Annotated in this window: 24 protein-coding genes, 1 pseudogene and 1 riboswitch; of the genes and pseudogenes, 12 read left to right on the top strand and 13 right to left on the bottom strand. The window is 57.1% G+C overall.

What is annotated here, in order from left to right:
* On the bottom strand, positions 1 to 1,662 hold the full coding sequence (locus QMG40_RS08835) for a glycoside hydrolase family 3 protein (protein ID WP_283530616.1): 1,662 nt from the start codon (positions 1,660 to 1,662) through the stop codon (positions 1 to 3).
* Positions 1,663 to 1,738: 76 nt separating this feature from the next.
* Here QMG40_RS08835 and purH point away from each other — a divergent pair, with 76 nt between their 5' ends.
* Positions 1,739 to 3,409, top strand: coding sequence for a bifunctional phosphoribosylaminoimidazolecarboxamide formyltransferase/IMP cyclohydrolase (gene purH, locus QMG40_RS08830; protein WP_459252980.1), 1,671 nt, complete (start codon positions 1,739 to 1,741; stop codon positions 3,407 to 3,409).
* 119 nt (positions 3,410 to 3,528) lie between these two features.
* Positions 3,529 to 3,651 carry a hypothetical protein gene (locus QMG40_RS08825; protein WP_283530612.1) on the top strand — a complete coding sequence of 41 codons (123 nt, stop codon included), beginning with the start codon at positions 3,529 to 3,531 and terminating at the stop codon, positions 3,649 to 3,651.
* A gap of 276 nt (positions 3,652 to 3,927) precedes the next feature.
* Here the strand turns inward: QMG40_RS08825 and QMG40_RS08820 are convergent, their stop codons facing one another.
* Positions 3,928 to 4,431, bottom strand: a complete 504-nt coding sequence (locus QMG40_RS08820; protein WP_283530609.1) for a ferritin — start codon at positions 4,429 to 4,431, stop codon at positions 3,928 to 3,930.
* Positions 4,432 to 4,613: 182 nt separating this feature from the next.
* Between QMG40_RS08820 and QMG40_RS08815 the strand changes: the two genes are divergently transcribed.
* The 6 genes from QMG40_RS08815 (at position 4,614) to QMG40_RS08790 (ending at position 12,358) form a co-directional block, all read left to right on the top strand.
* Positions 4,614 to 6,833 carry an NADP-dependent isocitrate dehydrogenase gene (locus QMG40_RS08815; protein WP_283530607.1) on the top strand — a complete coding sequence of 740 codons (2,220 nt, stop codon included), beginning with the start codon at positions 4,614 to 4,616 and terminating at the stop codon, positions 6,831 to 6,833.
* Positions 6,834 to 7,119: 286 nt separating this feature from the next.
* On the top strand, positions 7,120 to 8,358 hold the full coding sequence (locus QMG40_RS08810; RefSeq protein WP_283530601.1) for a branched-chain amino acid ABC transporter substrate-binding protein: 1,239 nt from the start codon (positions 7,120 to 7,122) through the stop codon (positions 8,356 to 8,358).
* Positions 8,359 to 8,498: 140 nt separating this feature from the next.
* Entirely contained in the window at positions 8,499 to 9,506 is a 1,008-nt protein-coding gene (locus QMG40_RS08805; protein ID WP_283530599.1) for a branched-chain amino acid ABC transporter permease, read from the top strand.
* On the top strand, positions 9,503 to 10,768 hold the full coding sequence (locus QMG40_RS08800) for a branched-chain amino acid ABC transporter permease (RefSeq protein WP_283530598.1): 1,266 nt from the start codon (positions 9,503 to 9,505) through the stop codon (positions 10,766 to 10,768). Before QMG40_RS08805 ends, QMG40_RS08800 begins: the two co-directional genes overlap by 4 nt.
* Positions 10,765 to 11,658 (top strand): ABC transporter ATP-binding protein, encoded by an 894-nt coding sequence (locus tag QMG40_RS08795; protein WP_283530596.1) that lies wholly within the window; start codon positions 10,765 to 10,767, stop codon positions 11,656 to 11,658. Before QMG40_RS08800 ends, QMG40_RS08795 begins: the two co-directional genes overlap by 4 nt.
* Positions 11,645 to 12,358 (top strand): ABC transporter ATP-binding protein, encoded by a 714-nt coding sequence (locus QMG40_RS08790; RefSeq protein ID WP_283530593.1) that lies wholly within the window; start codon positions 11,645 to 11,647, stop codon positions 12,356 to 12,358. Before QMG40_RS08795 ends, QMG40_RS08790 begins: the two co-directional genes overlap by 14 nt.
* Positions 12,359 to 12,502: 144 nt before the next feature.
* On the opposite strand, the gene QMG40_RS08785 is transcribed toward QMG40_RS08790, so the two are convergent.
* The 4 genes from QMG40_RS08785 to QMG40_RS08770 form a co-directional block, all read right to left on the bottom strand.
* Positions 12,503 to 13,600: a Gfo/Idh/MocA family protein gene (locus QMG40_RS08785; RefSeq protein WP_283530591.1), complete on the bottom strand. Its 1,098-nt coding sequence runs from the start codon at positions 13,598 to 13,600 to the stop codon at positions 12,503 to 12,505.
* Between the two features lie 131 nt (positions 13,601 to 13,731).
* On the bottom strand, positions 13,732 to 14,625 hold the full coding sequence (locus QMG40_RS08780; protein ID WP_459252979.1) for a carbohydrate ABC transporter permease: 894 nt from the start codon (positions 14,623 to 14,625) through the stop codon (positions 13,732 to 13,734).
* A complete protein-coding gene (locus QMG40_RS08775) occupies positions 14,625 to 15,530 on the bottom strand; it encodes a carbohydrate ABC transporter permease (protein ID WP_283530589.1) in 906 nt (301 codons plus the stop codon). Before QMG40_RS08775 ends, QMG40_RS08780 begins: the two co-directional genes overlap by 1 nt.
* 91 nt (positions 15,531 to 15,621) lie before the next feature.
* Positions 15,622 to 16,911: an ABC transporter substrate-binding protein gene (locus tag QMG40_RS08770; protein WP_283530587.1), complete on the bottom strand. Its 1,290-nt coding sequence runs from the start codon at positions 16,909 to 16,911 to the stop codon at positions 15,622 to 15,624.
* Between the two features lie 133 nt (positions 16,912 to 17,044).
* Between QMG40_RS08770 and QMG40_RS08765 the strand changes: the two genes are divergently transcribed.
* Complete coding sequence (locus QMG40_RS08765; protein WP_283530585.1) at positions 17,045 to 17,200, top strand: hypothetical protein; 156 nt, start codon at positions 17,045 to 17,047, stop codon at positions 17,198 to 17,200.
* On the opposite strand, the gene QMG40_RS08760 is transcribed toward QMG40_RS08765, so the two are convergent.
* From QMG40_RS08760 to QMG40_RS08750, 3 genes are all read right to left on the bottom strand, one after another.
* The gene (locus QMG40_RS08760) at positions 17,191 to 18,378 is read right to left on the bottom strand and encodes an ROK family transcriptional regulator (protein WP_283530583.1); all 1,188 of its coding nucleotides are present in this window, start codon (positions 18,376 to 18,378) and stop codon (positions 17,191 to 17,193) included. The two genes, QMG40_RS08765 and QMG40_RS08760, sit on opposite strands and share 10 nt — an antisense overlap.
* 431 nt (positions 18,379 to 18,809) lie before the next feature.
* Entirely contained in the window at positions 18,810 to 19,223 is a 414-nt protein-coding gene (locus QMG40_RS08755) for a VOC family protein (protein ID WP_283530581.1), read from the bottom strand.
* Between the two features lie 106 nt (positions 19,224 to 19,329).
* Complete coding sequence (locus QMG40_RS08750) at positions 19,330 to 19,908, bottom strand: putative quinol monooxygenase (RefSeq protein ID WP_283530579.1); 579 nt, start codon at positions 19,906 to 19,908, stop codon at positions 19,330 to 19,332.
* Positions 19,909 to 20,863: 955 nt separating this feature from the next.
* On the opposite strand from QMG40_RS08750, the pseudogene QMG40_RS08745 reads away from it, so the two are divergent.
* Positions 20,864 to 21,146, top strand: a pseudogene (locus tag QMG40_RS08745) (VOC family protein); the annotation flags it as partial.
* Between the two features lie 66 nt (positions 21,147 to 21,212).
* Here QMG40_RS08745 and QMG40_RS08740 read toward each other — a convergent pair.
* Positions 21,213 to 21,731, bottom strand: a complete 519-nt coding sequence (locus QMG40_RS08740; protein ID WP_283530577.1) for a gamma carbonic anhydrase family protein — start codon at positions 21,729 to 21,731, stop codon at positions 21,213 to 21,215.
* Between the two features lie 302 nt (positions 21,732 to 22,033).
* Entirely contained in the window at positions 22,034 to 22,876 is an 843-nt protein-coding gene (gene purU / locus QMG40_RS08735) for a formyltetrahydrofolate deformylase (RefSeq protein ID WP_283530869.1), read from the bottom strand.
* An 82-nt stretch (positions 22,877 to 22,958) separates the two neighbouring features.
* Positions 22,959 to 23,046, top strand: a riboswitch (ZMP/ZTP riboswitch).
* A gap of 173 nt (positions 23,047 to 23,219) precedes the next feature.
* On the opposite strand from purU, the gene glyA reads away from it, so the two are divergent.
* Both glyA and QMG40_RS08725 read left to right on the top strand, forming a co-directional pair.
* On the top strand, positions 23,220 to 24,506 hold the full coding sequence (glyA, locus tag QMG40_RS08730) for a serine hydroxymethyltransferase (RefSeq protein ID WP_283530575.1): 1,287 nt from the start codon (positions 23,220 to 23,222) through the stop codon (positions 24,504 to 24,506).
* 2 nt (positions 24,507 to 24,508) lie between these two features.
* The gene (locus QMG40_RS08725) at positions 24,509 to 25,384 is read left to right on the top strand and encodes a bifunctional methylenetetrahydrofolate dehydrogenase/methenyltetrahydrofolate cyclohydrolase (protein WP_459252978.1); all 876 of its coding nucleotides are present in this window, start codon (positions 24,509 to 24,511) and stop codon (positions 25,382 to 25,384) included.
* A 127-nt stretch (positions 25,385 to 25,511) separates the two neighbouring features.
* On the opposite strand, the gene QMG40_RS08720 is transcribed toward QMG40_RS08725, so the two are convergent.
* Together QMG40_RS08720 and QMG40_RS08715 are read right to left on the bottom strand one after the other, a co-directional pair.
* A complete protein-coding gene (locus tag QMG40_RS08720) occupies positions 25,512 to 25,820 on the bottom strand; it encodes a protealysin inhibitor emfourin (RefSeq protein WP_283530571.1) in 309 nt (102 codons plus the stop codon).
* A gap of 10 nt (positions 25,821 to 25,830) precedes the next feature.
* On the bottom strand, positions 25,831 to 26,910 hold the full coding sequence (locus tag QMG40_RS08715; RefSeq protein ID WP_283530568.1) for a M4 family metallopeptidase: 1,080 nt from the start codon (positions 26,908 to 26,910) through the stop codon (positions 25,831 to 25,833).
* Between the last annotated feature and the right edge of the window lie 70 nt (positions 26,911 to 26,980).

The raw sequence follows: 26,980 nt of genomic DNA, 5'->3' as shown, positions 1-26,980 counted from the left end.
TCACTCTTCCTTGCAGAACTGTGGGCTCAGATTTTCGTGGGTTCTCGTTGAGGTTGGAGAGGGGGAGAGGGTGGGAGAGGGAGAGAGGGAACGGGAGGACGATACGGAGGAGAGGGATTCTAATATGCTGACCACGCCAAGAGCACTGACTCGGCTGAAACCATAGGCATGGATTGTCATAAAACTTGTTGGTTCCGAAGTAGCGAGACCCACATTGATGCAGATTGCCCGGGGTGCCCGGGCAAGAACCAGTTGCAGAGTTTCTTGCTGCGCCGGAGACTCCAACGAGTCAACCATGACAAGGACGGTTCCTTGCATCGTGTCCCCTGTACCGGAAGGTGTTTGGCCCAAGGCAGTGTCCAGTTCCGCTGTGGAGAGCCCTGCCACGCTGATGGCAGTCACCGCATAATCACTCAAGGCTGTTGCCATGAAATTCGCGGTGGGACCTGCGGCCATATTGTGCCCGGTGCGCGCATCCAACAGCGTCACCGCACCGGAGCCTGCCAGTGCTGGTGTACCTGGCGAGTCAACACGGCAGGCGTGGGCAGCAACGCAAACCCAATCGACGTCGTCGTCCGCTTCAAGGGAAACCTCCGCGGCAGACCACTGCGCCAGCCCCTGCACACGGGCAGCAGCCCGGCGCAAGGTTTCCACAGGCAACCGCCCGGAGGAAGCCGCAGCAAACAGGGCGTCGTAAACCTCGGTGTAGCAGGACTCGTCATCACGGCCTGTGGTGTAGGCGTTCATCGGGTTGCCCACACACAACAGGTCGTTGCCCGCCAGCAATGCCAGCACGCCACCCTCCCCGGGGCCAACGGTTGCTCGAACGGCGGCCATGTCCAATGCATCAGTAATCAGCACGCCCTCAAAGCCCATCGTGCGCAGCAGTGCGCTCGCCGCCGGGTTCAGGGTGGCCGGGGCCTCACCCAGCTCGGGGATGATGATGTGTGCGCTCATCATCGCAGCAACCCCGGCATCCGTGGCGGCCTTGAACGGGGGCAGATGGGATGCCGTCATCTGCGCCAAGGTCAGCTCAACGCGGGCCGTGTCCATGTGTGAATCAGCCACAGTGTCACCATGCCCGGGGAAGTGCTTGGCGCAGGCGGCAACGCGCAGACTTTGAATGCCAGAGACGGCAGCCGCAGTATGGACGCCCACCAATGCAGTATCCGAACCAAACGCGCGCACACCAATGACGGGATTGCGCGGGTTGGTATTGACATCAGCCACCGGGGCGATCGCCAAGTTGATGCCGGCATTGCGGCACAGCCGGGCGATTGCGCGCCCCGCAGCTTCCGTCAGGGCCGGCTCATTTACCGCACCCAGCACTGCCGCGCCCGGAATGGCCGAGCCGTCACGGGACTGCAAACGGGTGACGTTTCCGCCCTCTTCGTCCACACCGATAACAGCTTGCGGGTTGGCGGCCCGGATAGAAGCAGAGAGAGCTGCCACCTGTCCAGGGGCGTCGGGATCAATATTTTGGCTGAAATATACGACGCCGGCCAGCCCGTTTTCAAGAGCAGTCACCAACCAGCCTGGTGCAGTGGTGCCAACAAAACCGGGGAGAATCACCGAGTTAATCAGGCGGGACAAATCTGCTGGGAGGTCAGCGGATGCAGAGTCTATGGAGGACGGCGTGTGGTTGAGCTCACGTGAAGTCATACCGCAAATCCTACCGGCGCCGAAGTGGCCTAAACTTTATGTGTCGCCATCATCAATGAACCTCTGGAGATTACCTGTGACCAGCGTTGTGCATAACCGAGTTCCTATCCGCCGGGCATTGATCTCGGTCTACGACAAAACCGGGCTTGAGGAACTAGCCGCCGGCCTCCACGCTGCCGGAGTTGCGATTGTTTCCACCGGTTCAACGGCAGCCAAAATTGCTGCCGCCGGAATTCCCGTGACCGAAGTATCCGAAGTGACAGGCTTCCCCGAAGCCTTGGACGGCCGGGTCAAAACCCTGCACCCGTTGGTTCACGCCGGAATCCTCGCCGACCGCCGCCTCCCGGATCACGTCCGTCAGCTTGAAGACATGAACGTTCAGCCGTTCGACCTTGTTGTGGTTAACCTGTACCCGTTTGTTGACACAGTAAAATCAGGGGCCGGGCAGGACGCAGTTGTAGAACAGATCGACATTGGCGGTCCCTCCATGGTCCGCGCCGCAGCCAAGAACCACCCCTCAGTAGCCGTTGTTGTTGACCCCACCAAATACGGCGAAGTACTGTCAGCGGCCCAGTCCGGCGGCTTTGAACTCATTGCCCGGCAGCGCCTGGCCGCCGCAGCATTCGCGCACACGGCCGCCTATGACAACGCCGTAGCCGCCTGGACCTCAGCCCAGTTCCTGGACGAGGACGGCGACGGCATCATCGACTGGCCCTCCTACGCCGGCTACTCCCTTGAACGCTCCGAAGTACTGCGTTACGGGGAAAACCCGCACCAGCAGGCAGCGCTTTACGTGGACAAGGGTGCACCTTCGGGGATCGCCCAAGCAGACCAGCTCCACGGCAAGGCCATGAGCTACAACAACTTCGTCGATGCCGATGCTGCCTTACGTGCAGCATTCGACTTTGACGTCCCGGCAGTGGCCGTCATCAAACACGCCAACCCGTGTGGTGTAGCCGTGGCCTCCGTGGACGCAGCGGACCCCATTGCCGACGCCCACGTTAAGGCTCACGCCTGCGATCCACTCTCCGCCTTTGGTGGCGTCATTGCCGCGAACCGCACCGTCACCGCTGGCATGGCCCGCACTGTGGCGCGGATCTTCACCGAAGTAGTCATAGCACCGGACTTTGAGCCCGAAGCGGTTGAAATCCTCTCCAAAAAGAAGAACATCCGACTGCTTGCGCTGCCGGAAGGCTACGGCCGCTACCCGGCGGAAGTACGCCAGGTTTCCGGCGGCATGCTGGTGCAGATGAGCGATAGGGTCGACGCCGACGGCGACAACCCCGCCAACTGGACCCTCGCCGCAGGAGCGCCGGCCGATGACGCCACGTTGGCTGACCTGGCCTTCGCCTGGACCGCAGTCCGCGCTGCTAAATCCAACGCCATCCTGCTCGCCAAAAACGGTGCAGCGGTAGGGATCGGCATGGGGCAGGTCAACCGGGTGGACTCCTGCAAACTGGCCGTTGAACGGGCCAACACCCTAGGTGTGCTTGTCTCCTCCGACGTTGACGGTGCCGGTGGTGCCTCGGCGTCCTCCGAGGCCGCTTTCGAGCAGCGCTCAATCGGCGCCGTGGCTTCCTCCGACGCGTTTTTCCCCTTTGCCGACGGTCTGCAGATCCTGCTCGACGCCGGAGTGCGCGCAGTTGTTCAGCCAGGTGGCTCAGTACGCGATGAAGAAGTGATTGCAGCGGCCAATGCTGCCGGGATCACCATGTACTTCACCGGTGCCCGCCACTTCTTCCACTAGTCCCCACTTCCTCCCCAATTTCAGGTCGCAAGCGACCTGAAATTGGGGCCCCTCGGAAGCGGGGGCCCCATAGTTTCGACTGTGGGCCCACCCACTTCCTCCTTAGATGAGCGTGCAGTGTGACTGATTTGTTTGAGTGGTTGCTGGCACCTTATGTTGCGGCCACACTCATCACGAGCATCGTGGCCACAGCGTTTGTGGCGCTGTTGGTGGGCATTGTGGTGCAGATGCGCAAGCGCTGAAAACGAAGATCTGAGCATAAAAAAGTACGACGCCGGGGTGTCACCTTTCGTGCGAAAGGTGACACCCCGGCGTCGTACTTTAACAGCCAGAATGAAGGAGCTGGAGACGCCATGTGAGAAGCCGGTTGCTCCTACGCACGCTGAAGCCATCCCGCCTTCTTGATGGCGCTAGATGCCAGATCAGATGGGCACCTTGTCCATCTGCTCCGACATCAGCGCCGCCACCGCTCATGGCACGGGCTTAGCCGGCCATGAGTGAACTCGCGGCCGCGCACTTTACTGTCCTGATTCCTTGCGGGAGCCCAGTTCAGCATCCAAACGCAGCAGACCATTGCCGTCGGCGCCAATGAGGCGCACGCGGCCAATGATTTCCCCTACTGTGGCTTCCTCTTCCAGCTGCTCCTCCACAAACCAGTTCAGCAGCGGAATGGAGTCAATATCGCCCTCCTGCTGGGCCATGCGGTAGAGGTTGCGGATGGACTCCGAGACCTTCTGCTCGTGCGCCAGGGAGGCCTCGAAAGCCTCAAGAACCGTGGTGATTGTGACGTTCGGGGCCGTGATGGTGCCGATCTTGGGCGAGGCATTGCGGTCTGTCATATGATCCGTGAACTTCTGTGCGTGCACCAGTTCCTCGTCAGACTGGGCCAGGAACCATCCGGAGATCCCGGGCAGGTCCTGGACATCCATTTCAATGGCCAGCTGGCGATAAACTATCGCGGCCTGAATCTCCAACGTAATTTGATCGTTAATGGCTTCTGCGAGCTTTCCTTTAAGTTCCATAACTCCAAGCTATTGGGAAAATAGTTCCCGCGCATGCTAAGTAAGGCTAAGTTCACCCATGGAACATGTCACTTTCGACTGCCGATAGCGGGCAAACGTCCTATCTCGGGTAGATTGGAGTGGAAAGAAATCTCACCAGATTCTCAATAATCCATTGAATTTTCGCAGGAGACACCTCGCATATGGCCAAGATTATTTATACCCTGACAGACGAAGCGCCCATGTTGGCCACGTACTCCTTCTTGCCGATTGTTGAGGCATTTGCCTCCACGGCCGGAGTGGACGTGGAAACCCGGGACATCTCCGTATCTGCGCGCATCCTCGCCGTCTTTGGTGACTACCTCACGGAAGATCAGCGAGTGGTTGACTCCCTGGCCGAATTGGGTGCACTGGCTAAGAGCCCGGATGCCAACATCATCAAACTCCCCAACATCAGCGCTTCCATTCCACAGCTCAAGGCTGCTGTTGCCGAGCTTCAGGGCCAGGGCTTCGCTCTTCCGGACTACCCGGATGATCCCTCCACTGATGAGGAAAAAGACGTTCGCGCCCGCTACGACAAGATCAAGGGCAGCGCAGTGAACCCGGTTTTGCGTGAAGGAAACTCTGACCGGCGCGCACCCCAGTCCGTAAAGAACTACGCAAAGGCGAACCCGCACAGCATGGGTGCCTGGAGCGCAGATTCCAAAACCAACGTGGCCACCATGGACGGTGGAGACTTCTTTGACAATGAGAAGTCGGTTGTCATTGAAGACAATGACAAGATTAAAATACAGTTCGTGGCAACGGACGGCACCACCAGCGTGCTCAAGGAGGCCTTCCCGGTTCTCAAGGATGAGATCATAGACGGCACAGTTATGCGTGCTGCCGAGCTCGATACGTTCTTGAGCGCACAGGTTGCGCGGGCCAAGAAAGAGGGTGTTCTGCTCTCTGCCCACCTGAAGGCCACCATGATGAAGGTTTCGGACCCCATCATTTTCGGCCACGTGGTGAAGGCCTACTTCCCGGAACTCTTCGCCAACTATGGTGAAGCACTGGATGCGGCAGGGCTGAGTCCCGCCAACGGCTTGGCCTCCATCATTAACGGGTTGGGCAATCTGCCCGAGGATGTGCGCACAGGGGTTGAAGCGGCCATCAAGAAAGGCTACGAAGACGGCCCGGCACTGGCCATGGTGGACTCCGACAACGGCATCACCAACCTTCACACCCCTTCCGATGTGATCGTTGACGCGTCCATGCCGGCAATGATCCGCACCTCCGGGCACATGTGGGGTGCGGATGGCCAGGAACACGACACGTTGGCAGTGCTGCCTGATAGCAGCTATGCCGGTATCTACCAGGCCACCATTGATGACTGCCGGGCGCATGGCGCCTTTGATCCAACCACCATGGGCACCGTCCCCAACGTTGGCCTCATGGCACAAGCGGCAGAAGAGTACGGCAGCCATGACAAAACCTTTGAGCTGCGCGAAGCCGGAACCGTGCAGATCCTCAACTCTGCAGGCACCGTCCTTATTGAACACCACGTTGAGGCCGGGGACATCTGGCGCGCCTGCCAGGTCAAGGACATCCCGGTTCGTGACTGGGTCAAGCTTGCCGTAACTCGGGCCCGCGCATCAGAAACCCCCGCGGTGTTCTGGCTGGATGAGAAGCGCGCACACGATGCCAAGCTGATCGTCAAGGTCAATGAATACCTTAAGGAATACGACACCACGGATCTGGATATCCAGATCCTCTCACCAGCGGATGCAACAAAGTTCACCCTGGAGCGAATCCGTCGAGGCGAAGACACCATCTCCGTCACAGGCAACGTGCTCCGTGACTACCTCACAGACCTGTTCCCGATTTTGGAGCTGGGCACGAGCGCCAAAATGCTCTCCATTGTCCCGCTCATTGCAGGTGGTGGCCTCTTTGAAACCGGTGCCGGTGGTTCTGCTCCCAAGCACGTCCAACAGCTGATCAAGGAAAATCACCTGCGGTGGGACTCATTGGGTGAGTTCCTGGCCTTGGCTGTGAGCTTTGAACACCTTGCCGTCAATGAAGGCAATGCCCGTGCTCAGATTTTGGCTGACACTCTGGACCGAGCAACGGGAACGTTCCTGTTGGAAAACAAGTCCCCGAAGCGCAAGGTTGGCGAAATTGACAACCGTGGCAGCCACTTCCACTTGGCCAAGTTCTGGGCACAAGAATTGGCAGCACAGAGTGTTGACGCTGAACTGGCGGCTGCTTTTGCGGCAGTCGCTGCCGATCTGAGCGAGAATGAAGATGCGATCATCGCCGAGCTCGCGCACGTTCAGGGTTCGCCAGTTGACCTGGGTGGCTACTACCGCCCGGACGCAAAAAAGGTTGCAGCGATCATGCGCCCCTCAGCACTGCTGAACAAGGCCATCGACACTCTCTCCTAAGACCCGCCAGGCTTCTTGGAAGCCCTCCGGCGAGTACAAGTAACAAAAACGCCCGTCCCACTCTGGGGCGGGCTTTTTTGCGCTCAATACCAGCCACGCAATACCAGCCACGCAATGCCCTATTTATGCAGAGGTACCCAGTTGTACATCATCTGTTATCAGATCTTTACGCAATAGTGTGCTGTACTTCACATTCTCGAGTGTAAGGTCAAGTCACGTGAAGCCAACGGTTACGTAGAACGACGACGTTCCACGGGCCTTGATGCTAACTTCGGAAGGCGCATTTATGAACCGCAAGAGAGTTATGACCACGCTGGCTGCTGCGGCCACTTTTGGGATGCTGCTGGGAGGCTGTGCAAACCAAGCAGCCCCCGAGGGTGGAAGCTCTTCCGCCGCTGGTGGCAGCCAATCGGCTGTAGACATCCCAGCTTTGACATCCATTGAAACGCCAAAGGATGCTGTTCTGCCTGCAGGCGATGGCAAAGCAGTCTGCCCTGATACCACCACGTTGGCTTACATTGGTGCACAAACTGGTGCCAATGCTCAGCTGGGTATCAATATTTTCCAAGGTATTCAGCTAGCCATTAATGAGCACAATGCGGCGAACGCCGAATGCCAGGTGGCATTCAAGAAGTTTGATACGGAAGGTGACCCCAACAAGGCAACTGGTCCCGTCACCCAGGCAACTAAAGAAGAGAATATTATTGGTGTTGTCGGGCTGCCGTTCTCCGGTGAGTCCAAAGCAACCGGCAACATCTTCGAACAGGTGAAGATGGTGCACATCACCCCAGCTGCCACCAACCCCGGGTTGACGGAAAATGGCTGGAAGACGTTCTTCCGCGGACTGGGTAATGACGCAGTTCAGGGTCCGGCCGCGGCTAAGTTCATGACGGGCAAGCTTGGCGCCAAGAAGGTCTACATCGTCCAGGACGACTCCGAATACGGAATCGGTTTGGCACAAACCACAACTGAGGGCTTGGGAGATGCCCTGATCGGCACCGACAAGGTTACTCAAGGCCAGAAGGACTTCTCAGCGACGATCTCCAAGATCATGAACTCCAAAGCTGACGCGGTGTTCTACTCCGGTTACTACGCTGAAGGTGCACCATTTGACCAGCAGCTCGTAGCCAAGGGTTACACCGGAACGTTCATTGGCCCGGATGGCTTGAAGGATGACCAGTTCATCAAGCAGGCAGGCGATGCTTCGAAGAACTCATACTTCACCTGTCCCTGCATCCCCGGTGAATTGATTCCTGACTTCGCTAAGGCCTACAAGGCATTGGCAAATATGGATCCAGGCACATACTCCATCGAAGGATATGACGCGGCAACGGTTCTCTTGGCTGGTATTGACGCAGGCAACCAGGACCGCGCAAAGCTGATGGAGTGGGTCAAGAACTACGACGCCGACGGCTTGAGCAAGCACTACAAATGGAATGACAAGGGTGAACTGCAGGCCCCGACTGTTTACGGCTACAAGGTTGAGAACGGCAAGATTGTTCCCATCGGTGCCATCGGGGAGTAATCCCGCTTGTGGTCACGCTGTGGGGTGGGGAGAACCCGTCCCACAGCGTTTCCATGCACAGACCTCCTAGCCCATTCCGCAGGATCTTAGCGGCCACGGACATAACCTGCCCCGGCGCCCCGCAAGAAACGGACATTCCTATGCTTCCAACCATCCTTATGGCCGCACCAGTGGCCAACGACTGGATTACACTCGACTTTGTTTCCCTGGGACAAAACTTTTGGTCAGCCACTTTTGACGGCCTGACATTTGGTTCCATTTATGCCCTCGTGGCACTTGGTTACACGCTTGTTTACGGCGTGTTGAACCTGATTAACTTTGCTCACTCTGAAGTATTCATCATGGGCTGCTATGCAGTCTTCTTCACCCTAAGTTTCTTAGGATTTGGCCCCTCTGCACCCAATCTGGGCATTGGACAGATTGTCTTGAACCTATTGCTGGCGCTAATAGCCGCCATTGTGGCCTCGGCGCTTACAGCGTTTCTGCTTGAACGGCTCGCGTACAGACCGTTGCGGAAACGCAATGCGCCACGTCTGGTTTTTTTGATCACAGCCATCGGTGCTTCATTCACCATCCAGTACCTGATCTTCCTGTGGCGTGGCCCGGTTCCTGAGCAGGCTTTGACTATGTTCCAGACCAAACCGATTTTCGAAGTCTTTGGAACTATCATCTACTCGGATCAGATTTTGATTGTCACGGCTGCCGTCATCATGATGGTTGTCACCGAGCGCTTCATCAGTAAGTCACGGACAGGGCGTGGTATTCGTGCCGTAGCCCAGGATCCGGACACTGCCACGCTGATGGGAGTGAACAAAGAAAAGATCATCATTACTACGTTCATTATCGGCGGTATTTTGGCCGGTGCTGCCGCACTGTTCTATGTCATGAAGATCCCCTCCGGAGTTGTTTACAACGGTGGCTTTATTTTGGGCATCAAGGCTTTTGCCGCGGCCGTTCTCGGTGGTATCGGCAACGTCCGGGGGGCCCTGCTTGGCGGGCTTCTCCTTGGCTTGATCGGTAACTACGGCCAGATCCTGTTGGGCAACTCGCAATGGACAGATGTCGTGGCGTTCTTGGTGCTGGTTCTGGTGCTGCTGTTCCGCCCAGAAGGCATCCTCGGCACATCGTTGGGAAGGAGCAAAGCATGAGTATGGTTGACGGTCCCAAGCCGCTAAAAACCGCTAAGTCCGGCCAAAGCACTGCCGATATGGAGTCTGCGGGGGTACCTCCAGGATCCAGTGCCGCTGTGCCACGTCCGAACCGTAAATTTGGTTCATGGAGCGATAGATGGCGAGAAATGCCTCGTCAAAAACAATGGCTCATCTTGATCCCTGTGGTGCTCCTAGCCTTTGCTCTTCCAGTGTTAAACCCACCGTTCATAACTACCGAACCAGGCAACGACTGGCCACTAGCCTGCCAGCTTATGGCTATTTATGCGCTGGTGGCCGTAGGGCTAAACATTGTCATTGGTTACGCAGGTTTACTTGATCTGGGCTACATTGCTTTCTTCGCTGTTGGTTCCTATACGGCAGCAATGCTGACAAGCCCCGATTCCGCATTCATTAAGATTCCCTACCTGTGGACCATCCCGGTTGCCATTGCCGTTTCCATGTTTGTGGGTGTCCTGTTGGGCTTGCCCACCCTGCGCCTGCGTGGCGATTATTTGGCTATTGTGACGCTTGGATTTGGCGAGATTGTCCGAATTTTGGCCACCATCATTCCTGCCATGAAGGGCCAGCCCGGTTTCCAGAACGTAGGTCACCCGCCGGGTGTTGGTGATGACGGAATCCCAATTTTCGCCAACTCGAACGGCACGCCGTGGTATTGGATGACGCTTGTCATCCTGATAATAATTCTCTTCCTTGTGGGCAATATGGAGCGTAGCCGCGTGGGCCGGGCATGGATCGCCATCCGTGAAGATGAGGATGCCGCAGAGACCATGGGCGTACCAACGTTCAAGTACAAGGTGTGGGCGTTTGCACTGGGTGCCGGTGTTGGCGGCCTTGCAGGTGCGCTGATGGGCGGCCAGGTTGGCTTTGTGAATAACCAGAAGTTCGACGTCGTGACGTCAATTTTGTTTGTCGCGGCAGTAGTCTTGGGTGGATCAGGAAACAAGGTCGGGGCCATCCTTGGCGGTGCGCTGGTTGCGTATATTCCACTGAGGTTCACAGCTATTGCCGAATACAAGTTCCTGATCTTCGGCTTGGCGCTGGTACTGATCATGATTTACCGCTCGCAGGGCCTTATCCCGGCTCGTCAGAGGCTGTTGGCCTATGGCACCAAAGCGTACGCTTCCGTCAGGGAGCGGTATGCCAAACCGACAAAGAAAAATGGCGGTCCAGGTGGCACAGGCATAGTAGGCACACCTCCGGCCACAGCCCAACCCAATGCTGAAGGGATGACACCATGAGCCATGCGGCGCAAGAATCAACCGGTGACTCTGCAGCAGATGTAGGAGCAGGAGGAGTTGACCTCGATGTTGCGGCGGCCATTGCTCCTGATCGAAGCTTTGATGTTGCCATCGGTGAAGACCTGGTGGAAGTAAAGAACCTGACAATGAAATTTGGTGGCCTGGTGGCCATGGATGATGTCAGTTTCACCATCAAACGTGGTGAAATCCTTGGTTTGATCGGCCCCAATGGTGCCGGAAAGACCACGTGCTTCAATGCCATGACAGGGGTGTATAAACCCACAAGTGGGCAAGTACTGCTTGAAGGCAAGATGCTCAACGGCATGAAGCAGCATAAAATCACCCGGGCCGGCTTGGCTCGTACCTTCCAGAACATTCGCCTTTTTGGTGAGATGACAGCTCTGGAGAACGTTGTGGTGGGTTTGGACGCCCGGCACAAAACAAGCGTTGTTGGGGCGCTATTGCGTTTACCAAGGCACATCCGCGAGGAAAAAAGCGCCATAGAGCGCGGCCTGGCCCTGTTGGCATTTGTTGGTATCGAACACCAAGCCGCCACACTGTCCAAGCACTTGCCCTATGGCAGCCAGCGTCGCCTAGAAATTGCTAGGGCACTGGCCACGGACCCCAAAGTGTTGTGTTTGGATGAACCAGCAGCCGGCTTCAACCCTGCTGAAAAAGAAGAGCTGATGGCCCTCATCCGCACCATCCGCGATGATGGCTACACGGTACTTCTGATTGAGCATGATATGAAACTGGTCATGGGTGTCACGGACAGGATTGTTGTTTTGGAATTTGGCAAGAAGATTGCCGACGGCAAACCGCATGACATCCGCGAAGACCCACGTGTTATTTCCGCCTACCTAGGGGAGCCTGAAGATGACTTTGCTTGAGCTGAACGACGTCTCAGTCCACTATGGACGGATTCAGGCAATCCACAACATGTCTTTCACAGTAGATGAGGGGGAGATTGTCTCGTTGATCGGTGCCAATGGTGCCGGAAAAACAACCACCATGAAGACTATTTCAGGGCTGCTGAATCCATCCGGTGGCTCCATTAAGTTCATGGGCGAGGACATCACCAAGATGAAAGCGCACATCAGAGTGGTCCAGGGTATTTCCCAAGCACCCGAAGGCAGGGGTATTTTCCCGGCCATGACTGTGCTTGAAAATCTTGATATGGGTACCTTTGGCCGCAAGGACAGAAGCGGTGTGAGCAAGGACCTTGAGCGGGTCTTTACGTTGTTTCCACGGTTGCAGGAACGGCAGAAGCAGTTTGGTGGAACCATGAGTGGTGGTGAGCAGCAGATGCTCGCCATTGGCAGGGCGTTGATGTCCCGGCCCAAACTGCTGCTGCTGGATGAGCCTTCGATGGGTCTTGCGCCACAGTTCATCCGCCAGATCTTCAAGATCATCACGGAGATCAACAGCCAGGGCACCACCGTGCTGCTGGTGGAACAAAACGCCAACCAGGCTCTGGCCCGGGCGCATCGGGCGTTTGTGCTGGAGACGGGGGAGATCACCCACAGTGGTACGGGTAAGGAGCTCCTGGCCAACCCGGCCATCAAGGAAGCATACCTGGGCGTCGGCTAACCCCTACCCCAACGCTCGCTCACTTGATGTTGTATATCGAAGATCGCTCCTTCACCTAGTGAAGGAGCGATCTTCATTTCTCGACGTGGAGTGAGCGAGCGTCGAAGGAAAGTCGACGTGGAGTGAGCGAGCGTCGGGTGGGGGTTAGAGATCGGTTCTGTCATCGTTTGGGTAGCTGACACCCAATTGGCGTCTTACCTCATCAAATAGCTCCATGATGGCCAGCGAATCATCCAGCGGCATGGTGGTGCTCTCCGTCAATCCTGCCTGTATGCAGCGTGTCACCTCGCGCAGCTGGTACGTGTAGCCCCGGCCCGGGTGCTCAAATTTTTCGGTTCGCTTAGCACTCCCGGGCCCTGAAATAAGGATCTGCGTGGGGTTGTTAAGCGAGTCCACCGTTTCCAAATAGCCCAAAGTGCCAGAAATTGTCGCCCGGCTGGGCCCCTGCGAGGTGAGATAACTGAGCAGCTGGGCTTGAGCCCCACTGGGAAAGCTCAGTGAAATGGTGTTCTGGCTGTCAACGCCCAACGCTGTGAGCTCGCCCGAGGCGGCCACAGCCTCCGGGCGGCCAAGCGTGGCCCATGCCCACAGCAGGGGGTAAACGGTCAGATCCAGAAGCGCCCCGCCGCCGTCGGCCGGAGCCCAAATCCGTAGTGATTCATCGCCTGGGGCCACGAAACCCAGATTGGCTTGAACCCATTTAACCTCACCGATTTCTCCTGCGGCAATGATCTCCAACGCCCTCTGAAAGCCTGGCACAAAGCGGGCCCAGACCGCTTCCATGAGGAACAAGCCCTTGGCCCGTGCCAGTGCGATCAAGTTCCGCGCCTCGGCTGCTGTGATGGCCAACGCCTTCTCACACAGAACATGCTTGCCATGCTCAAGTGCTGACTTGGCTACATCGTAATGTTGGCCGTGCGGAGTGGCAATGTAGACAACATCAACGTCGGGATCCGCCACCAATTGAAGATGACCGGCAGCACCTAAGCCGTCAGGTCCGCCGTCGTAGTAGTGGGAGGTAAAGCCAAACCTCGTTGCAAACTGAGTTGCACTGCCTTCGTTGCGCGAACTGACAGCTTGCAGCACCGCGTCCTCCAGAAGCACAAGATCGGCTGTGACGGTCTTGGCGATATTTCCCGTAGCAATCACGCCCCAGCGCAGGGCCCTGCCAGTGGCCGCAAGCGTTTCGGGATTGAACGTGGTGTACCAGTCGGGACGGCCGACGAATCGTGGGTTGCTCATGAAGATATTCTCCCAGCTACGCACCAAAGGGGAGTGAACATGACAAAGGCCCCATCCGTCAATAAATTCGACGGCGGATGGGGCCTTTGGATTTGTGCTACTTTGCAGCAGGAGGTTCTCAGGAGCGGGGTTTAGCCCTTCACTGATCCACTCATCAAACCGCCCACAAAGTACTTGCCCAACAAAATGTAGACAATGAGTGTTGGCACAGAAGCGATCAGTGCCCCTGCCATCGAGGCGGCGTAATCGGTGAGCTGGCCACCAGCGAGGAACGAGAGCGCGATCGTCACAGGGCCGTTGCGGCCTGAGGAGAAGAACGCGGCAAAGAGGTAATCGTTCCATGCTGAAGTGAACTGCCAGATCAACACCACGACGAAGCCAGGTGCTGACACTGGCAGGATGACGGAGCCGTAAGTGCGCAGGATTCCTGCACCATCCATTCGTGCTGCCTCGATGAGTTCATCGGGTATGGAGGTGTAGTAGTTGCGGAAGATCAGCGTACAGATCGGCAGGCCATAAACAATGTGCAGCAGCATCAAAGAGGGGACACCCTGAGGTACGCCCAAATCGCTAACTAGCTGCGTCAGCGGGATCATCACGGCCTGGTAAGGGATGAACATACCGAACAAGATCAACGTGAATACAATATTCGAGCCGGGGAACTTCCACTTTGAAAGCACGTAGCCATTGATGGAGCCCAGGAATGCGGAAACCAGTGCGGAGGGGACCACCAACATGACGGTGCGTCCCAGGGAGGGAGCCAGCGTAGTCCAGGCTTTCACCCAGCCGCCGGTTTCCCAAACCTGGGGGAGGTACCATGCGCGGGAGGGGTCGGCGTCGGCCGTTCCCTTGAAGCTGGTAATGAACAAAACGTAGGCCGGCAACATAACCATCACGACGAAGAAAAGCAGCAGAGCGTACTTCAACGTGCGGTTAATGCGGCGCTTGGTATTGCGCTTAGAGTCAGACTTCATGTCCTGCGCCGAACGCAGACGGTTCTTGTTGTTCACTGTGGCGGTGGACATTAGCGCTTCTCCGCTCGTGAGGTGTACCAGAGGTAGGGGATGACAACCAGTGCCACCAGAACCAGCAAGATAGTTCCGATCGCAGCAGCATCGGCGTAGTCACTGCCGATGTACTTGACCCACATCATCGTGGCAGGAACCTGGACGTCATAAGTATTGGCGTCGGGGACTATCGCTCGGATGAGGTCGAAGAGCTTCAAGGACATGTGACCGATGATGATCACCGCTGAGAGCATGACCGGGCTCAGCTGCGGGAAAATCACGTGCCGGTACAGCTTCCATTCGGTGCAACCGTCAATCCGGGCCGCTTCGCGCAGCTCATCGGGGATACCGCGGAAACCAGCAAGGAACAGGGCCATGACGTAGCCGGAAAGCTGCCAGATGGCAGGGACGGCGATGGCGGCAATACCCCACGTCGGATTGGACCACCAGTCGTTTTGCAAGGCACCCAAGCCAACGCTATCAAGTAGCCGGTTCAAACCAGTGGTGCGTTCACCACCGGGCTGGGAGGTTTGCAAACTCGAAAGCAGCCAACGCCAAACAACACCGGAGGCGATGAAAGACACTGACATGGGGAAGAGGTAAACCGAGCGGAAGAAGCCTTCACCCTTGGCTGGTTGTTCCAAAATCCAGGCCCAGAGGAAGCCGAAGATTAGTGTGCCACCAAGGAAGACGATGGTCAGGATCAGCAGATTCCACAATGAGTGCTGGAAGTTCGGGTCTGCCAAAAGATTGGTGTAGTTCTGAAAACCAACATATTTGCTGCTGGGCTTCGCCGTGTGCTGGTTAGTCAGGCTGACACGGAAATTCTCAATGATAAGCCAATAGACGAATACGCCAACCAGAATCAGGGTGGGGGCGAGTAGCAATACGCCTGGGCCCCATGTTTTTGCACGTTTTAACATAATTTGCCTCCTTCCGAAGAAAATCGGTACCGCATGGGTTGGGGGCGGCACGACATGTTTGTCGCAGCCGCCCCCGACCTAATTGCGGTTGTTACTTGGCGAACTTCTCTGCGATGGACGCAGCGGAGTTCTGAAGTCCTTCAACGTTCTTATCGCCACCGAATTTGCTGACGGCGGTGCTCAGATCGTTCAACCAGGCAACCGGCACTGCTGCGCCGTGGGCCAGGGATGAAACGATCTTGTCCTGGCTAAAGTCCTTGATGGCGCTTTTCTGGTATTCAGAGAAGTCATCGGTCTTTGCCGTGGTGTTGGCCGGGATGGAACCCTTGACCTTGTTGAAAGCGGTCTGGCCCTCGGCCGAGCCAATGGTGCTCAACCAGGCCTTGGCGCCGGCGGGGTTCGGAGCACCCTTGGGGAGGGTGAAGGAGTCCGCTAGGAAGTCGAAGACTCCTGCTGTTCCCGGTGTGGGGAAGTAGACGTAGTCAACGCCAGGCTTGTCGCCGTCCTGTGCAAACTTAGCTTCAGCCCAGTCGCCCATGACGTTGTAGGCAGCTGCACCATCCTGAACCAGCTGTGTGGCCGGAGCCCAGTCGCTGAGGGAGTCGCGGTCGGTGTTGGTGTAGGTGAGAGCCTTCTCGTAAGCCTTGATAGCTGTGGAAACTTCGGCGCTCTTCCAGTCAGTCTTGCCATCCCAGAGACCGTTGTAACCGTCGGTGCCCAAGCTTGAGAGGAGAATGTTCTCGAACAGCTGGACCTGTGTCCAGGAACCTGCCACTGCCAAGGGGATGGTTCCTGAAGCCTTGATCTTGTCCATGTCAGCGAACCAACCATCAAGATCGGCAGCAGGCTTTTCCGGATCCACGCCGGCTTTCTTCAAGACCTCAACGTTGGCCCAGACCACGTTGGCACGGTGGATGTTGGAGGGGACGGAGTAGATCTTGCCATCAACCGTCAGGCGGTCAACCAGATCCTTGGGGAACTGTGCGGCGAGGTCGTTGTCCTTGTAGAAGCCGCTCAGATCTTCAAGCTGGTCAGCATCGATGTAATCCTGCAGCTCAGCTCCTGCATGGGCCTGAAAAGAATCAGGCGGGTTGCCAGCTTTCAGCTGGGCAGCCAGGACGCTCTTGGCCTGTGAACCTGCCCCGCCGGCGACGGCAAGGTTGTCAAAGGTGACGTTCGGGTAATCCGTGCCAAATACCTTGACGAGTGCGTCAAGGCCGGCCTTTTCGGAACCGTCGGCCCACCAAGTAAATACACCAACTTTTCCGGTGGCATCTTTGGCGTTGGAGCTGTCGGTGGGTGTGTCGCCGCCGCCGCCACAGGCCGCCAGGGTCAGACCCAGCGCTGCAACTCCGGCAAGCAACGATAGACGACGTCGCATGTGTTTCCTCCATGAATAAATGTTCGAAAATGATGATCTCGGAAAGCGTATGGATTACTCTCTCCCCAAAAGTTACCTTTATCACTACTTGCAGTCAACTATTTAACGCAACAGAATGGTAACAGTCCGGATTATGGCCGGAATTTCATGGGCTGACCCGGGCTTACCTGGACTTAACTCAGTTGACGCGGAGTTGCGCAGGGCTGCGGCAAGGGGCACTGTGGCAGTGTCGCGGTGGCAGGGCCTCGGTGGCAGGGCCTCGGTGGCGGGGCCCCAGTCCTACTGGTGATGACTGTGGCTCAAGGCAAGTGCAATGGCTCCCAGCGCCTCGGCCCTGTCGCCCAGCGAGGACATGACAACCGTAGTGCCCTCACCTATGGCGGGGACCGCATGCCGGATCAGGCCGCGTCGAATGGGATTCAGCAACGTGTCCCCCAGCGGAGCGAGCGGGCCGCCCACCACGATGATTTCAGGGTTGATCATATTGACAACATTGGCCATCGCCTTGCCAACGGCCATGCCGGCGTCGTCAATAACACGCAGTGTGGCAGCATCGCCCGCATTGGCTTTTTTGATGATTTCCGGAACGGTAAGGGTGTAAGACTCGCCGCGGCTAAGAAGTTCGATCATTACAGCTGTTGAGGCCACGGTTTCCAGGCAACCGCGATTTCCGCACCGGCATACAAGACCTTGATCAAAAATGGTTGCATGGCCAATTTCACCCGTGACACCGGTGTGTCCGTAGTATGGCGAACCATTCAAAATCAGGCCAGCGCCGATGCCGCTGCCTATCTTTAGAAATACCAGGTCTTTCACCCCCCGGTGCTCGCCCCACGTTACCTGCGCCAGCGCGCCAAGGTTGGCGTCATTGTCAGCAAAGATGGGCATCCTAAGTGCTTCTTCCAGCTGCGAAACAATATTGACTCCCACCCATTCTGGCAGGATGGCGCCACGGATTACGGTGCCAGTGCCATGGTCTATGGGGCCGGGAACACCCACTCCAGCGCCAATGATCTGACTGCGGTCGATGCCCGATTCTTTCAGTAGTTCGTTCATCATGGTGGCCGCAGCAGTGATGCTCTCTGCTGCCAGGTGGCCAACAGGAAGCGGGGCGAACTTTTCTGCCCTGACCTTGAAGCCGGGGCTGGCCAGCACCATGCGGACGTGGCTGCGGCCAAAATCGATTCCAGCTGCAACATCGGTGGTTTCGAGTAAGGACACTGCCAGTGCGCGGCGCCCAGAGCTGGTAGTGGGATGGGTTGCGGCTAATCCGCTGGCGCACATGGCTTTGACGATGTTGGAGATCGTGGCTGTGGACAGTCCGGTGGAACGGGCCAGCGCTGCCTGAGGCAAGGCTCCTTGTTCCCGCAACGTTGCGACGATGAGCTGTTCATTGCGTTGGCGAAGCGCTGACTGTGAACCTGGCTTGGGGCCATGGGCTGCAAGTGGGGAGACGTTTTCGGGCATACCTAGTAGCGTGCATCACAAGGAGCCTTGCAGTCAAGATATGAACACAAAAAACGCTTTTCTTCGTTTTTTGGGTTAACGCAAATAGCTAAAAACGCATGATTGTCGATTCGTTAGTGAGTCTGAAATCCCAATTTTTGGCACAACGCGGAGTATGTGGACGTCAAATATGTCAATTATTTGTTGAATTTGTTAGTTTATTGTGCGTTTTTATGCTGCCTGGCACTGCGGGTGGAGAAGCTGCCATGCATAGGCCGTGAAGTTCACGGCTTGGACGCAAGAAAGATGGACGTCATTGGGATTGGCCAGCCTGGCGCCAGAGACTGATGTCGAAGTCTGGCGCTGCTGGGATGGGTAAGCAGGGCTGTACGCTCGTCATGTTCGCCGTGGGGAGGACCAGCCGGCCCGGCCCCACCCGCTAGAGATGACTTTTAGTTGCGGGCTTGTGGGGATAAGAATTCAAGCCTGTTGCCGTTGTTATCCCAAACATAGAACCGACGCATGCCAGGGAAATTAGCGTCCCATTCGAGAGCGTGCCCGTGAGCCTCGAGCCGATGAGAGAGAGCGTCGATGTTAGCGACCAGAATACCGGGGTGCGCTTTCTTTTGTGGACGAAAATCTTCTTCTACACCCAGATGGATTTCTAGATTATCGGCCCGGACCCAGAGACCTCCGCGGGCTGCTAGGACTAGAGGTTTCTGGACCTCTGTAAGCCCAAGAACTCCTACATAGAATTCCCTGCAGGCATCCTCCCCTCCCAATGGCAGGGCTAGCTGAACATGGTGAAGTCCTAAACCGAATTCTGTTTCAGCAGGAGCAGATTCGTAGGGTTCTCCCGATGGCATTAGCTCTCCTTCATTGTTGGAGTATCTTCGCGCCCAGTATTTCTAGGATGATCAACACAACTCAACGCTGCATTGGGATCCTGGAGCACGCACGACGCTTCGTTTTTTACAGGCCGGACACGGAATAACTGCGCTTGATATTGGCTGTTACGTGTCCCCACTGGCTGTCCCTGACACGCTCCTGGTGCAGCCTAAAAGAATCAGCATCCGTGAAACGTTCGGAAACATCCCACACCCATGGATTCTCACTTTGTTCCACCTTGAAGGAGATGCACCCTGATTCTGCAAGGGTCAGTTCAATGTGTTGTGGTAGAAATTCGATAACGACTGCAATTTCATCGTCACTTTGGCAGACCAATTGCCCAGTCAAAACAATCTTGTTCACCTGATGAATCCTGCCATGGGCGAGCACGAAGGAGAACCAGTCATTGATTTCTTTCGCCCCGCAGCTTCCGATACTGCAATTATCACCTAGGACCGGAGCCCGGGCGTGCATGCTCTCGTTCAGAAGCGCTGAAGGCATTAGCTCAGCAGGTGGTGTCCTTGAGCCCACTATGGTCACTGAGCCAGTTCCGCGGCTGCCAATCCCCGTGAGTTGGAACAACAGCGACTGGCCCGGTCGGTAATCGGCGAGCTCTTCTTCGGTGCCTTCAACCAGTAGCCCGTCAAGGTACTCAAGAACCAAGATGTTCCGGCCTCGGCTGGCAGCTACTTCTGGTGTTTGATGTAGATGGACTGAATCAAAGTAGCTCCCCGATTCTGCTCTGCATCGCTTGACTTTGACTCCTACTACTAGGGACGATGAGCTGACATGCTCTGGGGCCTAGGAATCTGGCTGACCTCTAGGAGCAAGCTAATACATTGGGGATAAAAATGTCGGACACACTAAAAGTCAGCAACAATCCACTTCGTGCAGTTACGTGGTTAGCAGCCTCGGTTCTTATATTAATCGGTATATGGTTGGCCATCCTCTTGCCAGTAGTTGCGATGGCGTTCTCTCAGGTGATACCCGGTGTGATTTCATTGGTGGCCGGAATTGTTTTAATCGTTGTCTTGCGCCGCTATAGAAATATCTAAGTGCAGGTTTGCGCCTTGTTGAACGGTTGAACGCTAGGTGCTCTCCTCATGAGTAGCTGACCAGAGCCCCGTGGCTGCTTGTGCGTATCGCTGGCAAGTTTTCCCAATGGGAATGTAGATTGTTTTGCTCTCTTGGTCTGTGGTTATGACGAGTGGAACTCATTGTGGTTCCTTGATCCAGAAGCCGCCAGGGTAGAGCCGCCAATCTTCATTCTTTTGAGCATCCCCGCTAGCGTTCACAGCGAAGTCATCATGACTAAAATGAACGCTGTGGCAACAGCGAGGGCCGCGTTAAATCTCTGATAATTACTAGTGTTCCCCATCTAGGAGCACTAGAACAGGAGTAAGGGGCCAACAAGGGACGGATCTCGCATCCAAGAAGAGCCCGATTGACTGCCTGCATGGCAAGGGGTGGAGACGGGGCAGTTCACAGGAGGTGAGCCTGTCAAGAAGATGCACGTCCAATCCGAGGTCAGAGCCGCCGATAGCGCTGACCGTGGGGCGATCCTTGCCATCGATCGTGTCCGCGGCAGGCCAATGCTCCCATTGAAAACTTGGTAGTCCCGCATCATGCTTTCGTTTTTGAGACCACGCCGATCGTCTTCGCTCTGCGGGAAATAGTTCCCGGTACCGATCTTGCCTCGGCTGCCCAACCCGGCATAGACGCCGCTATCTGGCTCCATGCCACCGGTGTCCCTCCATGTCACCTGTGTCCAGGGCATTCACGATGCTCTTGTAGCCAGCGGTCACACAATAGTCTCAGCACCGATCGAGGGCCCATTCGGTTGCACATTCACTTTCGCCGACCCTGATGGCTACCACATCACCCTCCATGACCGGGTCTAAAGCGCCGAAATATCAGCCCCCCACTGCCGATTGCTGCTGCGGCAATCCCGCAGTCGCTATTGCAGGCTAAAACTGGAGGCCTTTATGTTTACGAGCCAACGCCACATAGTTTGTGGCGTTGACGCGGACACTCTCCAACTCTTCAGCGTTGAGTTCACGTCGCACCTTCGCTGGCACCCCGGCGACCAGTGAACCGGGAGGAATGATGGCACCTTCTAGGACAACCGCTCCGCCAGCTATTAAGGAGCCAGCGCCAATCACGGCACCGTTCATGATGGTGGCACTCATGCCAATTAAGCAGTCATCTTCAATGGTGCAGCCATGAATAACTGCACTGTGGCCAACGCTGACGCCACTGCCCACTCGGGTGGGGAAACCTGGATCAGCGTGCAGCACAACATTGTCTTGTAAATTGCTACCGTCGCCCACAGTGATCGAATTTGTGTCAGCACGCATCACAACACCGTAGAAGGCGCTGGAATCAGTGCCAAGACTTGCCTTGCCGATGATCACTGCGGTGTGGGCCACGAATGCGCTCTCGTGAACCATAGGGGTATTGCCGTCAAAAGTGATTAGCGAATTCATGGCGGATCCAATCGTGGGACGGGTGGTTGCGGAAGTACTTTAGTGAGTTTTTTGGCCGTTGGATAGCTCAGCGCTTCTCAACCCGTGAGGATTGTTTTTCCCAAGAGGTTAGCTGGCATTCCCTCAGCCTATCTAAAATAGCTCAGCTTGCTAGAGGTGAGCTTGCGGGCAAAGGGTGGTCGTGGTTGGGCCCACGCGTCCGAGGGCCCCGCTGTGAGCTTGCGGGCAAAGGGTGGTCGTGGTTGGGCCCACGCGTCCGAGGGCCCCGCTGTGAGCTTGCGAGCAGGGGGAGGACGTGGGGACTAGTCAAAGACCACTGTGCGGTGTCCGTCGAGCAGCACGCGATGCTCTGCATGCCACTGCACCGCTTGGGCTAGGGTGCGTGCCTCAACTGCGCGGCCCATTGACACAAATTTTTCCACCGAATGGCCGTGATCCACCCGGATGACTTCCTGTTCAATGATGGGCCCCTCATCCAGTGCGGCTGTCACGTAGTGGGCCGTGGCGCCAATGATCTTCACCCCGCGCGCATGAGCCTGGTGGTACGGCTTGGCGCCCTTGAACGAGGGCAGGAACGAGTGATGAATGTTGATGGCTTTACCAGCCAAGTGGTTGCACAGCTCGTCAGAAAGTACCTGCATGTAGCGGGCTAGAACAACAAGTTCAACGTCGAGCTCGGCAACCAGCTCAACGAGCTGGCGCTCGGCGTTGGCCTTAGTCTCGGCGGTGACGGGGATGTAGTAGAAGGGGATGCCGTAGAACTCGGCCAGGGGCTCAAGATCGCGATGGTTGGAGACGATCGCCGGGATGTCTACTGGCAAGGTCCCTGAGCGCTGCAGGAACAAAATGTCGTTCAGGCAATGGGCGGCCTTAGACGCCATGATCAGCGTGCGTACTGGCGCACCCACGCGGTGCAAGGCCCAGTTGAAGGAGAACTTCCCCGCGATTAACTCAAGGTGCTCGCGGAGGCGGCTGAACGACGTCGTAGTTTCCACAGCAACGCGCATGAAGAAAGTGCCAGTGTCCGGGTTGCCGTATTGCTGGGAGTCAGTGATGTTGCAGCCAGCCTCAAGCAGCGAACCGGAAACGGCGTGAACAATGCCGGGCTGGTCGGAGCAGGAGAGAGTTAGGACGTATCCGTGCATGGCTGCCGGGGTGATCACGGCGGCGGAATTCAGATCATTCACCCACTCAACGTTACCGTCGAATTCAGGCTCTGTACTACAATTGAGGAGTTGCAACTGGCGATGAGGTGGGACACCACCGGGGAGCAGCACTAGCGAAGACCTCACGATCGTACGCCTGGGACGAGAGGTCACGTTTGCCAATGCGCGCATTGGCCGTGAATAAACCCTGAAGCCAGACATGGCGCCCGGAGCAAACTCCAGACCATGTTGCGTACTAATGTCTTCAAATGCGGCCATGAACGGATTGGCGATAATCTTTTTCTAGAAGAGTTTTTTTCCGTGCTGCCACCAGGAGTCCGTAGTGTCTTTTACCCCCACCCAGTCCGTGACCAACGCCCCGCTCTCCGAGCTTGACCCGGAAATTGCCACCGTCCTGAAGGATGAGCTTGGCCGTCAACGGGACACGTTGGAAATGATCGCCTCCGAAAACTTCGCGCCCCGAGCCGTCCTTGAAGCTCAGGGCTCAGTGCTGACCAACAAATACGCTGAAGGTTACCCGGGCCGCCGCTACTACGGTGGTTGTGAATATGTTGATGTGGCAGAAACCCTGGCTATTGAGCGTGTAAAGGACCTTTTTGGTGCCGAGTACGCCAACGTCCAACCGCACTCGGGTGCCCAGGCCAATGCGGCCGCGCTCGCAGCCATGATCAAACCCGGCGATAAGATCATGGGCCTGTCCCTGGCCCATGGTGGCCACCTGACCCACGGTATGAAGCTGAACTTTTCCGGCAAACTGTACGAGGTCGCAGCCTACGAAGTTGAGCCTGATACCTTCCGCATCGACATGGATAAGCTGCGCGCCCAGGCCATCGTGGAGAAGCCTCAGGTCATCATCGCCGGCTGGTCCGCATACCCGCGCCAGCTGGACTTTGCCGCATTCCGATCCATCGCCGATGAAGTGGGAGCCCTGCTCTGGACGGACATGGCGCACTTCGCAGGCTTGGTGGCCGCAGGTCTGCACCCGTCTCCGGTGCCGTACTCCGACGTGGTCACCTCCACAGTTCACAAGACCCTCTCCGGCCCGCGATCAGGGGTGATCCTGGCCAAGAAGGAATGGGCCAAGAAACTGAACTCCGCCGTGTTCCCGGGTCAGCAGGGCGGCCCGCTCATGCACGTCATCGCTGCCAAGGCTGTGGCCTTCAAGGTTGCAGCGGGCGAGGAGTTCAAGGAGCGCCAGGCACGTGTCTTGGAAGGTGCAAAGATCATTGCCGAGCGCCTCAATGCCGCAGACGTCGCCGAAGCCGGCGTGTCCGTACTGACCGGTGGCACCGATGTGCACTTGGTCCTGGTTGATCTGCGCAACTCAGTGCTGGATGGCCAGCAGGCCGAAGATCTTCTGGACAGCGTGGGCATCACTGTGAACCGCAACGCCGTCCCGTTCGACCCCCGCCCCCCGATGGTCACTTCGGGTCTGCGCATCGGCACCCCGGCCTTGGCCACACGCGGCTTCGGCGCCCCGGAATTCACCGAGGTGGCCGAGATCATTGCGGCAGCGCTGAAGGGTGGCGCAGATGTTGACGGACTCAAGGTCCGCGTAAAGGCACTGACTGCCAACTTCCCGCTCTACCCCGGTCAGGAAGAATGGTAAGAATGTCCACTGCCCAAATCCTTGACGGCAAGGCCACCGCCGCTGCCATCAAAGCCGAGTTGACCGAACGCGTGGCAGCCCTGGCTGCCCGCGGCGTCATCCCGGGCCTAGGCACCATTTTAGTTGGCTCGGATCCGGGCTCCCAATGGTATGTGGGTGGAAAACACAAGGACTGTGCCCAGGTTGGCATCAAGTCCATCCGCATCGACTTGCCGGAATCGGCCACGCAGGAAGAAGTCCTCGCCGCTGTCCACCAGCTGAACGAGGACCCTACGTGCACCGGCTATATTGTCCAGCTTCCACTGCCAACGCACATTGACCAGGACGTGGTGCTCGAAGCCATTGACCCGGCCAAAGATGCGGACGGTTTGCATCCGATGAACCTGGGCCGTTTGGTGGCGAACGTGAACCGGCCCATGACGTCTCCGCTGCCTTGCACGCCCAAGGGCTGCATTGTGCTGTTGGAACGCCACGGTATTTCACTCGGTGGCAAGCGCGTGTTGGTGGTTGGTCGCGGCGTGACGATTGGCAGGCCCATGGGTCTGCTGCTGACCCGCCGAGACATCAACGCCACAGTGGTTTTGGCGCACACTGGCACCAAGGATCTGGCGGCCGAGCTGCGCGACGCCGACGTGGTGGTTGCCGCTGCCGGTGTCCCGCACATGATCAAGGCCGCCGATTTGAAGCCCGGTGCCATTGTTCTGGATGTAGGTGTTAGCCGCGTCGATGATGGCAATGGCAAGGCCGTGGTCACTGGGGATGTGGAGCCTGCAGCCGCGGAAGTGGCGAGCTGGATCTCCCCGAACCCAGGTGGTGTAGGCCCTATGACTCGTGCCATGCTCTTGGCCAATGTGGTTGAGGCAGCGGAGCGGTCCTAAGCTTCGTTGGGCTCATCCACCGCGAGCCTGATCGTGAGCTTGTCTGGGTGGCTAAAGCCTGAGGAGGACGACGCGCGGAACTCAGGTTCCGCGCGTCGTCCTCCTTTTGCGTGGGCTGGCTTGGAAGTTATTCAATTGACTCGATGCGTTCGGGACGTCCATCCACCCACGCCAACAGCAGCCGGACATTTTCCGGTAGAGATTCATCGGTGTAAAAGCACGTTACTGGCGGTCCAGCCTCCTTCAAGGAGATTTCATAGAGCTGCCCATCTGGCCATTGCGTGGCTGGTGGTTTGGCGACCTGATCGTGCAAATTGGCGCGTGCAATCTCCCCAGCGAAGGCCTGCGCTGCTGGTTCAGGCAACACTTGGGCGTCCAACTCGGTCTGGGCCACGATGCCGGCAATACCCCCACCCCTGCGGATTGTCAGTTTCATGTTAGAACTTTCACGTCAAAACACCGACTTCTTTCCATGCGTCATGGACAGCATCCCGCTCCGTTGAACTAAACAATGCCCCTGCAACGTCAACAGTGGCTTGGGCTGCCTCTGTGAACTGGGAATTGGCGCGCAGCCGGGTGTTCAGCACGGCGTACCAGATCTTCCCTGCCTTCTCCCACGCATGGCCACCCATTGCCGTGGCGGCCAACGCAAAGGCGTGGTTGGGGATACCAGAATTAATATGGACGCCACCGTTGTCATTGCGGGGGTCGTTATTATCCGGCAGTACAACGTAATCATCCATATGACCGGGTTGGCGATCTCCTTTGTACGCGGTGCCGGGGTGCATCATGGAACGCAGGGCTTTTCCGAGCCCGGGGACCAAAATACCTTCGCCAATGAGCCAGTCGGCTTCGGCGGCTGTTTGCTTGAGGCTGTATTGCTTAACGAGCGAACCAAAAATGTCGGAGAAAGATTCGTTCAACGCACCGGATTGTTCGCTGTAAACCAGCCCCGCAGTCAGTTCGGTGATCCCGTGGGTCAGTTCATGGGCAATCACATCCAGGGACCGGGTCAATCCACCAATCTGGAAAATCCGTCCGCTCCCGTCACCGTAAACCATCTGGGCGCCGTCCCAGAAAGCGTTATCAAACGCCACTCCATAGTGGACGGATGAGATGAGTTCCAGGCCTGCACCATCCAGGGAGTTGCGCTGGAAAACGTCTCGGTAAAATTCGTAGGTGGCGCTACTGCCGTCGTACGCCTGGTTGACAGCGGCATCCTCCACGGGCGGCTGGCCCCAGTCTCGCGCCCGGACACCGGGTAGATACGTGCGGCCCAGCGTTTTGTTGTCATAAACGGTCAAACGGCGCTCGGGAATTACGCCAAAGCCCACCATCTGCCCAATGTTTAGATTGAGCTGGCGGTTCAGCCGCCCCATAACGGCGCGCTGGGAACGGATGGCAGCTGAGGTGGCCAGCGCCCGGACAGCGGCTTCTCGTTGTTCGGGATCCCCATCAACAGCCAACCTCCCCAACATATCGGGTGGAGCAATGCTGCAGTGGGCTCTGGAACGAAGTCCTGACATGTTGATATCCCTTCTTAACACCGTTCAACCATGATGCTCCCGATCATCAAGCGGGGCAAGGGTAGGGCAC

This window comes from Arthrobacter antibioticus (assembly GCF_030063205.1).
Classification (GTDB): domain Bacteria; phylum Actinomycetota; class Actinomycetes; order Actinomycetales; family Micrococcaceae; genus Specibacter.
The sequence above is the reverse complement of the archived record's forward strand: the minus strand, read 5'-3'. Positions and strand labels throughout refer to the sequence as shown.

Bases quoted from the DNA above. Each gene is read 5' to 3' on its own strand.
- QMG40_RS08835 (WP_283530616.1), bottom strand. From the start codon at position 1,662: ATGACTTCACGTGAGCTCAACCACACGCCGTCCTCCATAGACTCTGCA.
- QMG40_RS08820 (WP_283530609.1), bottom strand. From the start codon at position 4,431: ATGGAACTTAAAGGAAAGCTCGCAGAAGCCATTAACGATCAAATTACG.
- QMG40_RS08815 (WP_283530607.1), top strand. From the start codon at position 4,614: ATGGCCAAGATTATTTATACCCTGACAGACGAAGCGCCCATGTTGGCC.
- QMG40_RS08810 (WP_283530601.1), top strand. From the start codon at position 7,120: ATGAACCGCAAGAGAGTTATGACCACGCTGGCTGCTGCGGCCACTTTT.
- QMG40_RS08805 (WP_283530599.1), top strand. From the start codon at position 8,499: ATGCTTCCAACCATCCTTATGGCCGCACCAGTGGCCAACGACTGGATT.
- QMG40_RS08800 (WP_283530598.1), top strand. From the start codon at position 9,503: ATGAGTATGGTTGACGGTCCCAAGCCGCTAAAAACCGCTAAGTCCGGC.
- QMG40_RS08795 (WP_283530596.1), top strand. From the start codon at position 10,765: ATGAGCCATGCGGCGCAAGAATCAACCGGTGACTCTGCAGCAGATGTA.
- QMG40_RS08790 (WP_283530593.1), top strand. From the start codon at position 11,645: ATGACTTTGCTTGAGCTGAACGACGTCTCAGTCCACTATGGACGGATT.
- QMG40_RS08785 (WP_283530591.1), bottom strand. From the start codon at position 13,600: ATGAGCAACCCACGATTCGTCGGCCGTCCCGACTGGTACACCACGTTC.
- QMG40_RS08780 (WP_459252979.1), bottom strand. From the start codon at position 14,625: ATGTCCACCGCCACAGTGAACAACAAGAACCGTCTGCGTTCGGCGCAG.
- QMG40_RS08775 (WP_283530589.1), bottom strand. From the start codon at position 15,530: ATGTTAAAACGTGCAAAAACATGGGGCCCAGGCGTATTGCTACTCGCC.
- QMG40_RS08770 (WP_283530587.1), bottom strand. From the start codon at position 16,911: ATGCGACGTCGTCTATCGTTGCTTGCCGGAGTTGCAGCGCTGGGTCTG.
- QMG40_RS08765 (WP_283530585.1), top strand. From the start codon at position 17,045: ATGGCCGGAATTTCATGGGCTGACCCGGGCTTACCTGGACTTAACTCA.
- QMG40_RS08760 (WP_283530583.1), bottom strand. From the start codon at position 18,378: ATGCCCGAAAACGTCTCCCCACTTGCAGCCCATGGCCCCAAGCCAGGT.
- QMG40_RS08755 (WP_283530581.1), bottom strand. From the start codon at position 19,223: ATGCCATCGGGAGAACCCTACGAATCTGCTCCTGCTGAAACAGAATTC.
- QMG40_RS08740 (WP_283530577.1), bottom strand. From the start codon at position 21,731: ATGAATTCGCTAATCACTTTTGACGGCAATACCCCTATGGTTCACGAG.
- purU (WP_283530869.1), bottom strand. From the start codon at position 22,876: ATGCACGGATACGTCCTAACTCTCTCCTGCTCCGACCAGCCCGGCATT.
- QMG40_RS08725 (WP_459252978.1), top strand. From the start codon at position 24,509: ATGTCCACTGCCCAAATCCTTGACGGCAAGGCCACCGCCGCTGCCATC.
- QMG40_RS08720 (WP_283530571.1), bottom strand. From the start codon at position 25,820: ATGAAACTGACAATCCGCAGGGGTGGGGGTATTGCCGGCATCGTGGCC.
- QMG40_RS08715 (WP_283530568.1), bottom strand. From the start codon at position 26,910: ATGTCAGGACTTCGTTCCAGAGCCCACTGCAGCATTGCTCCACCCGAT.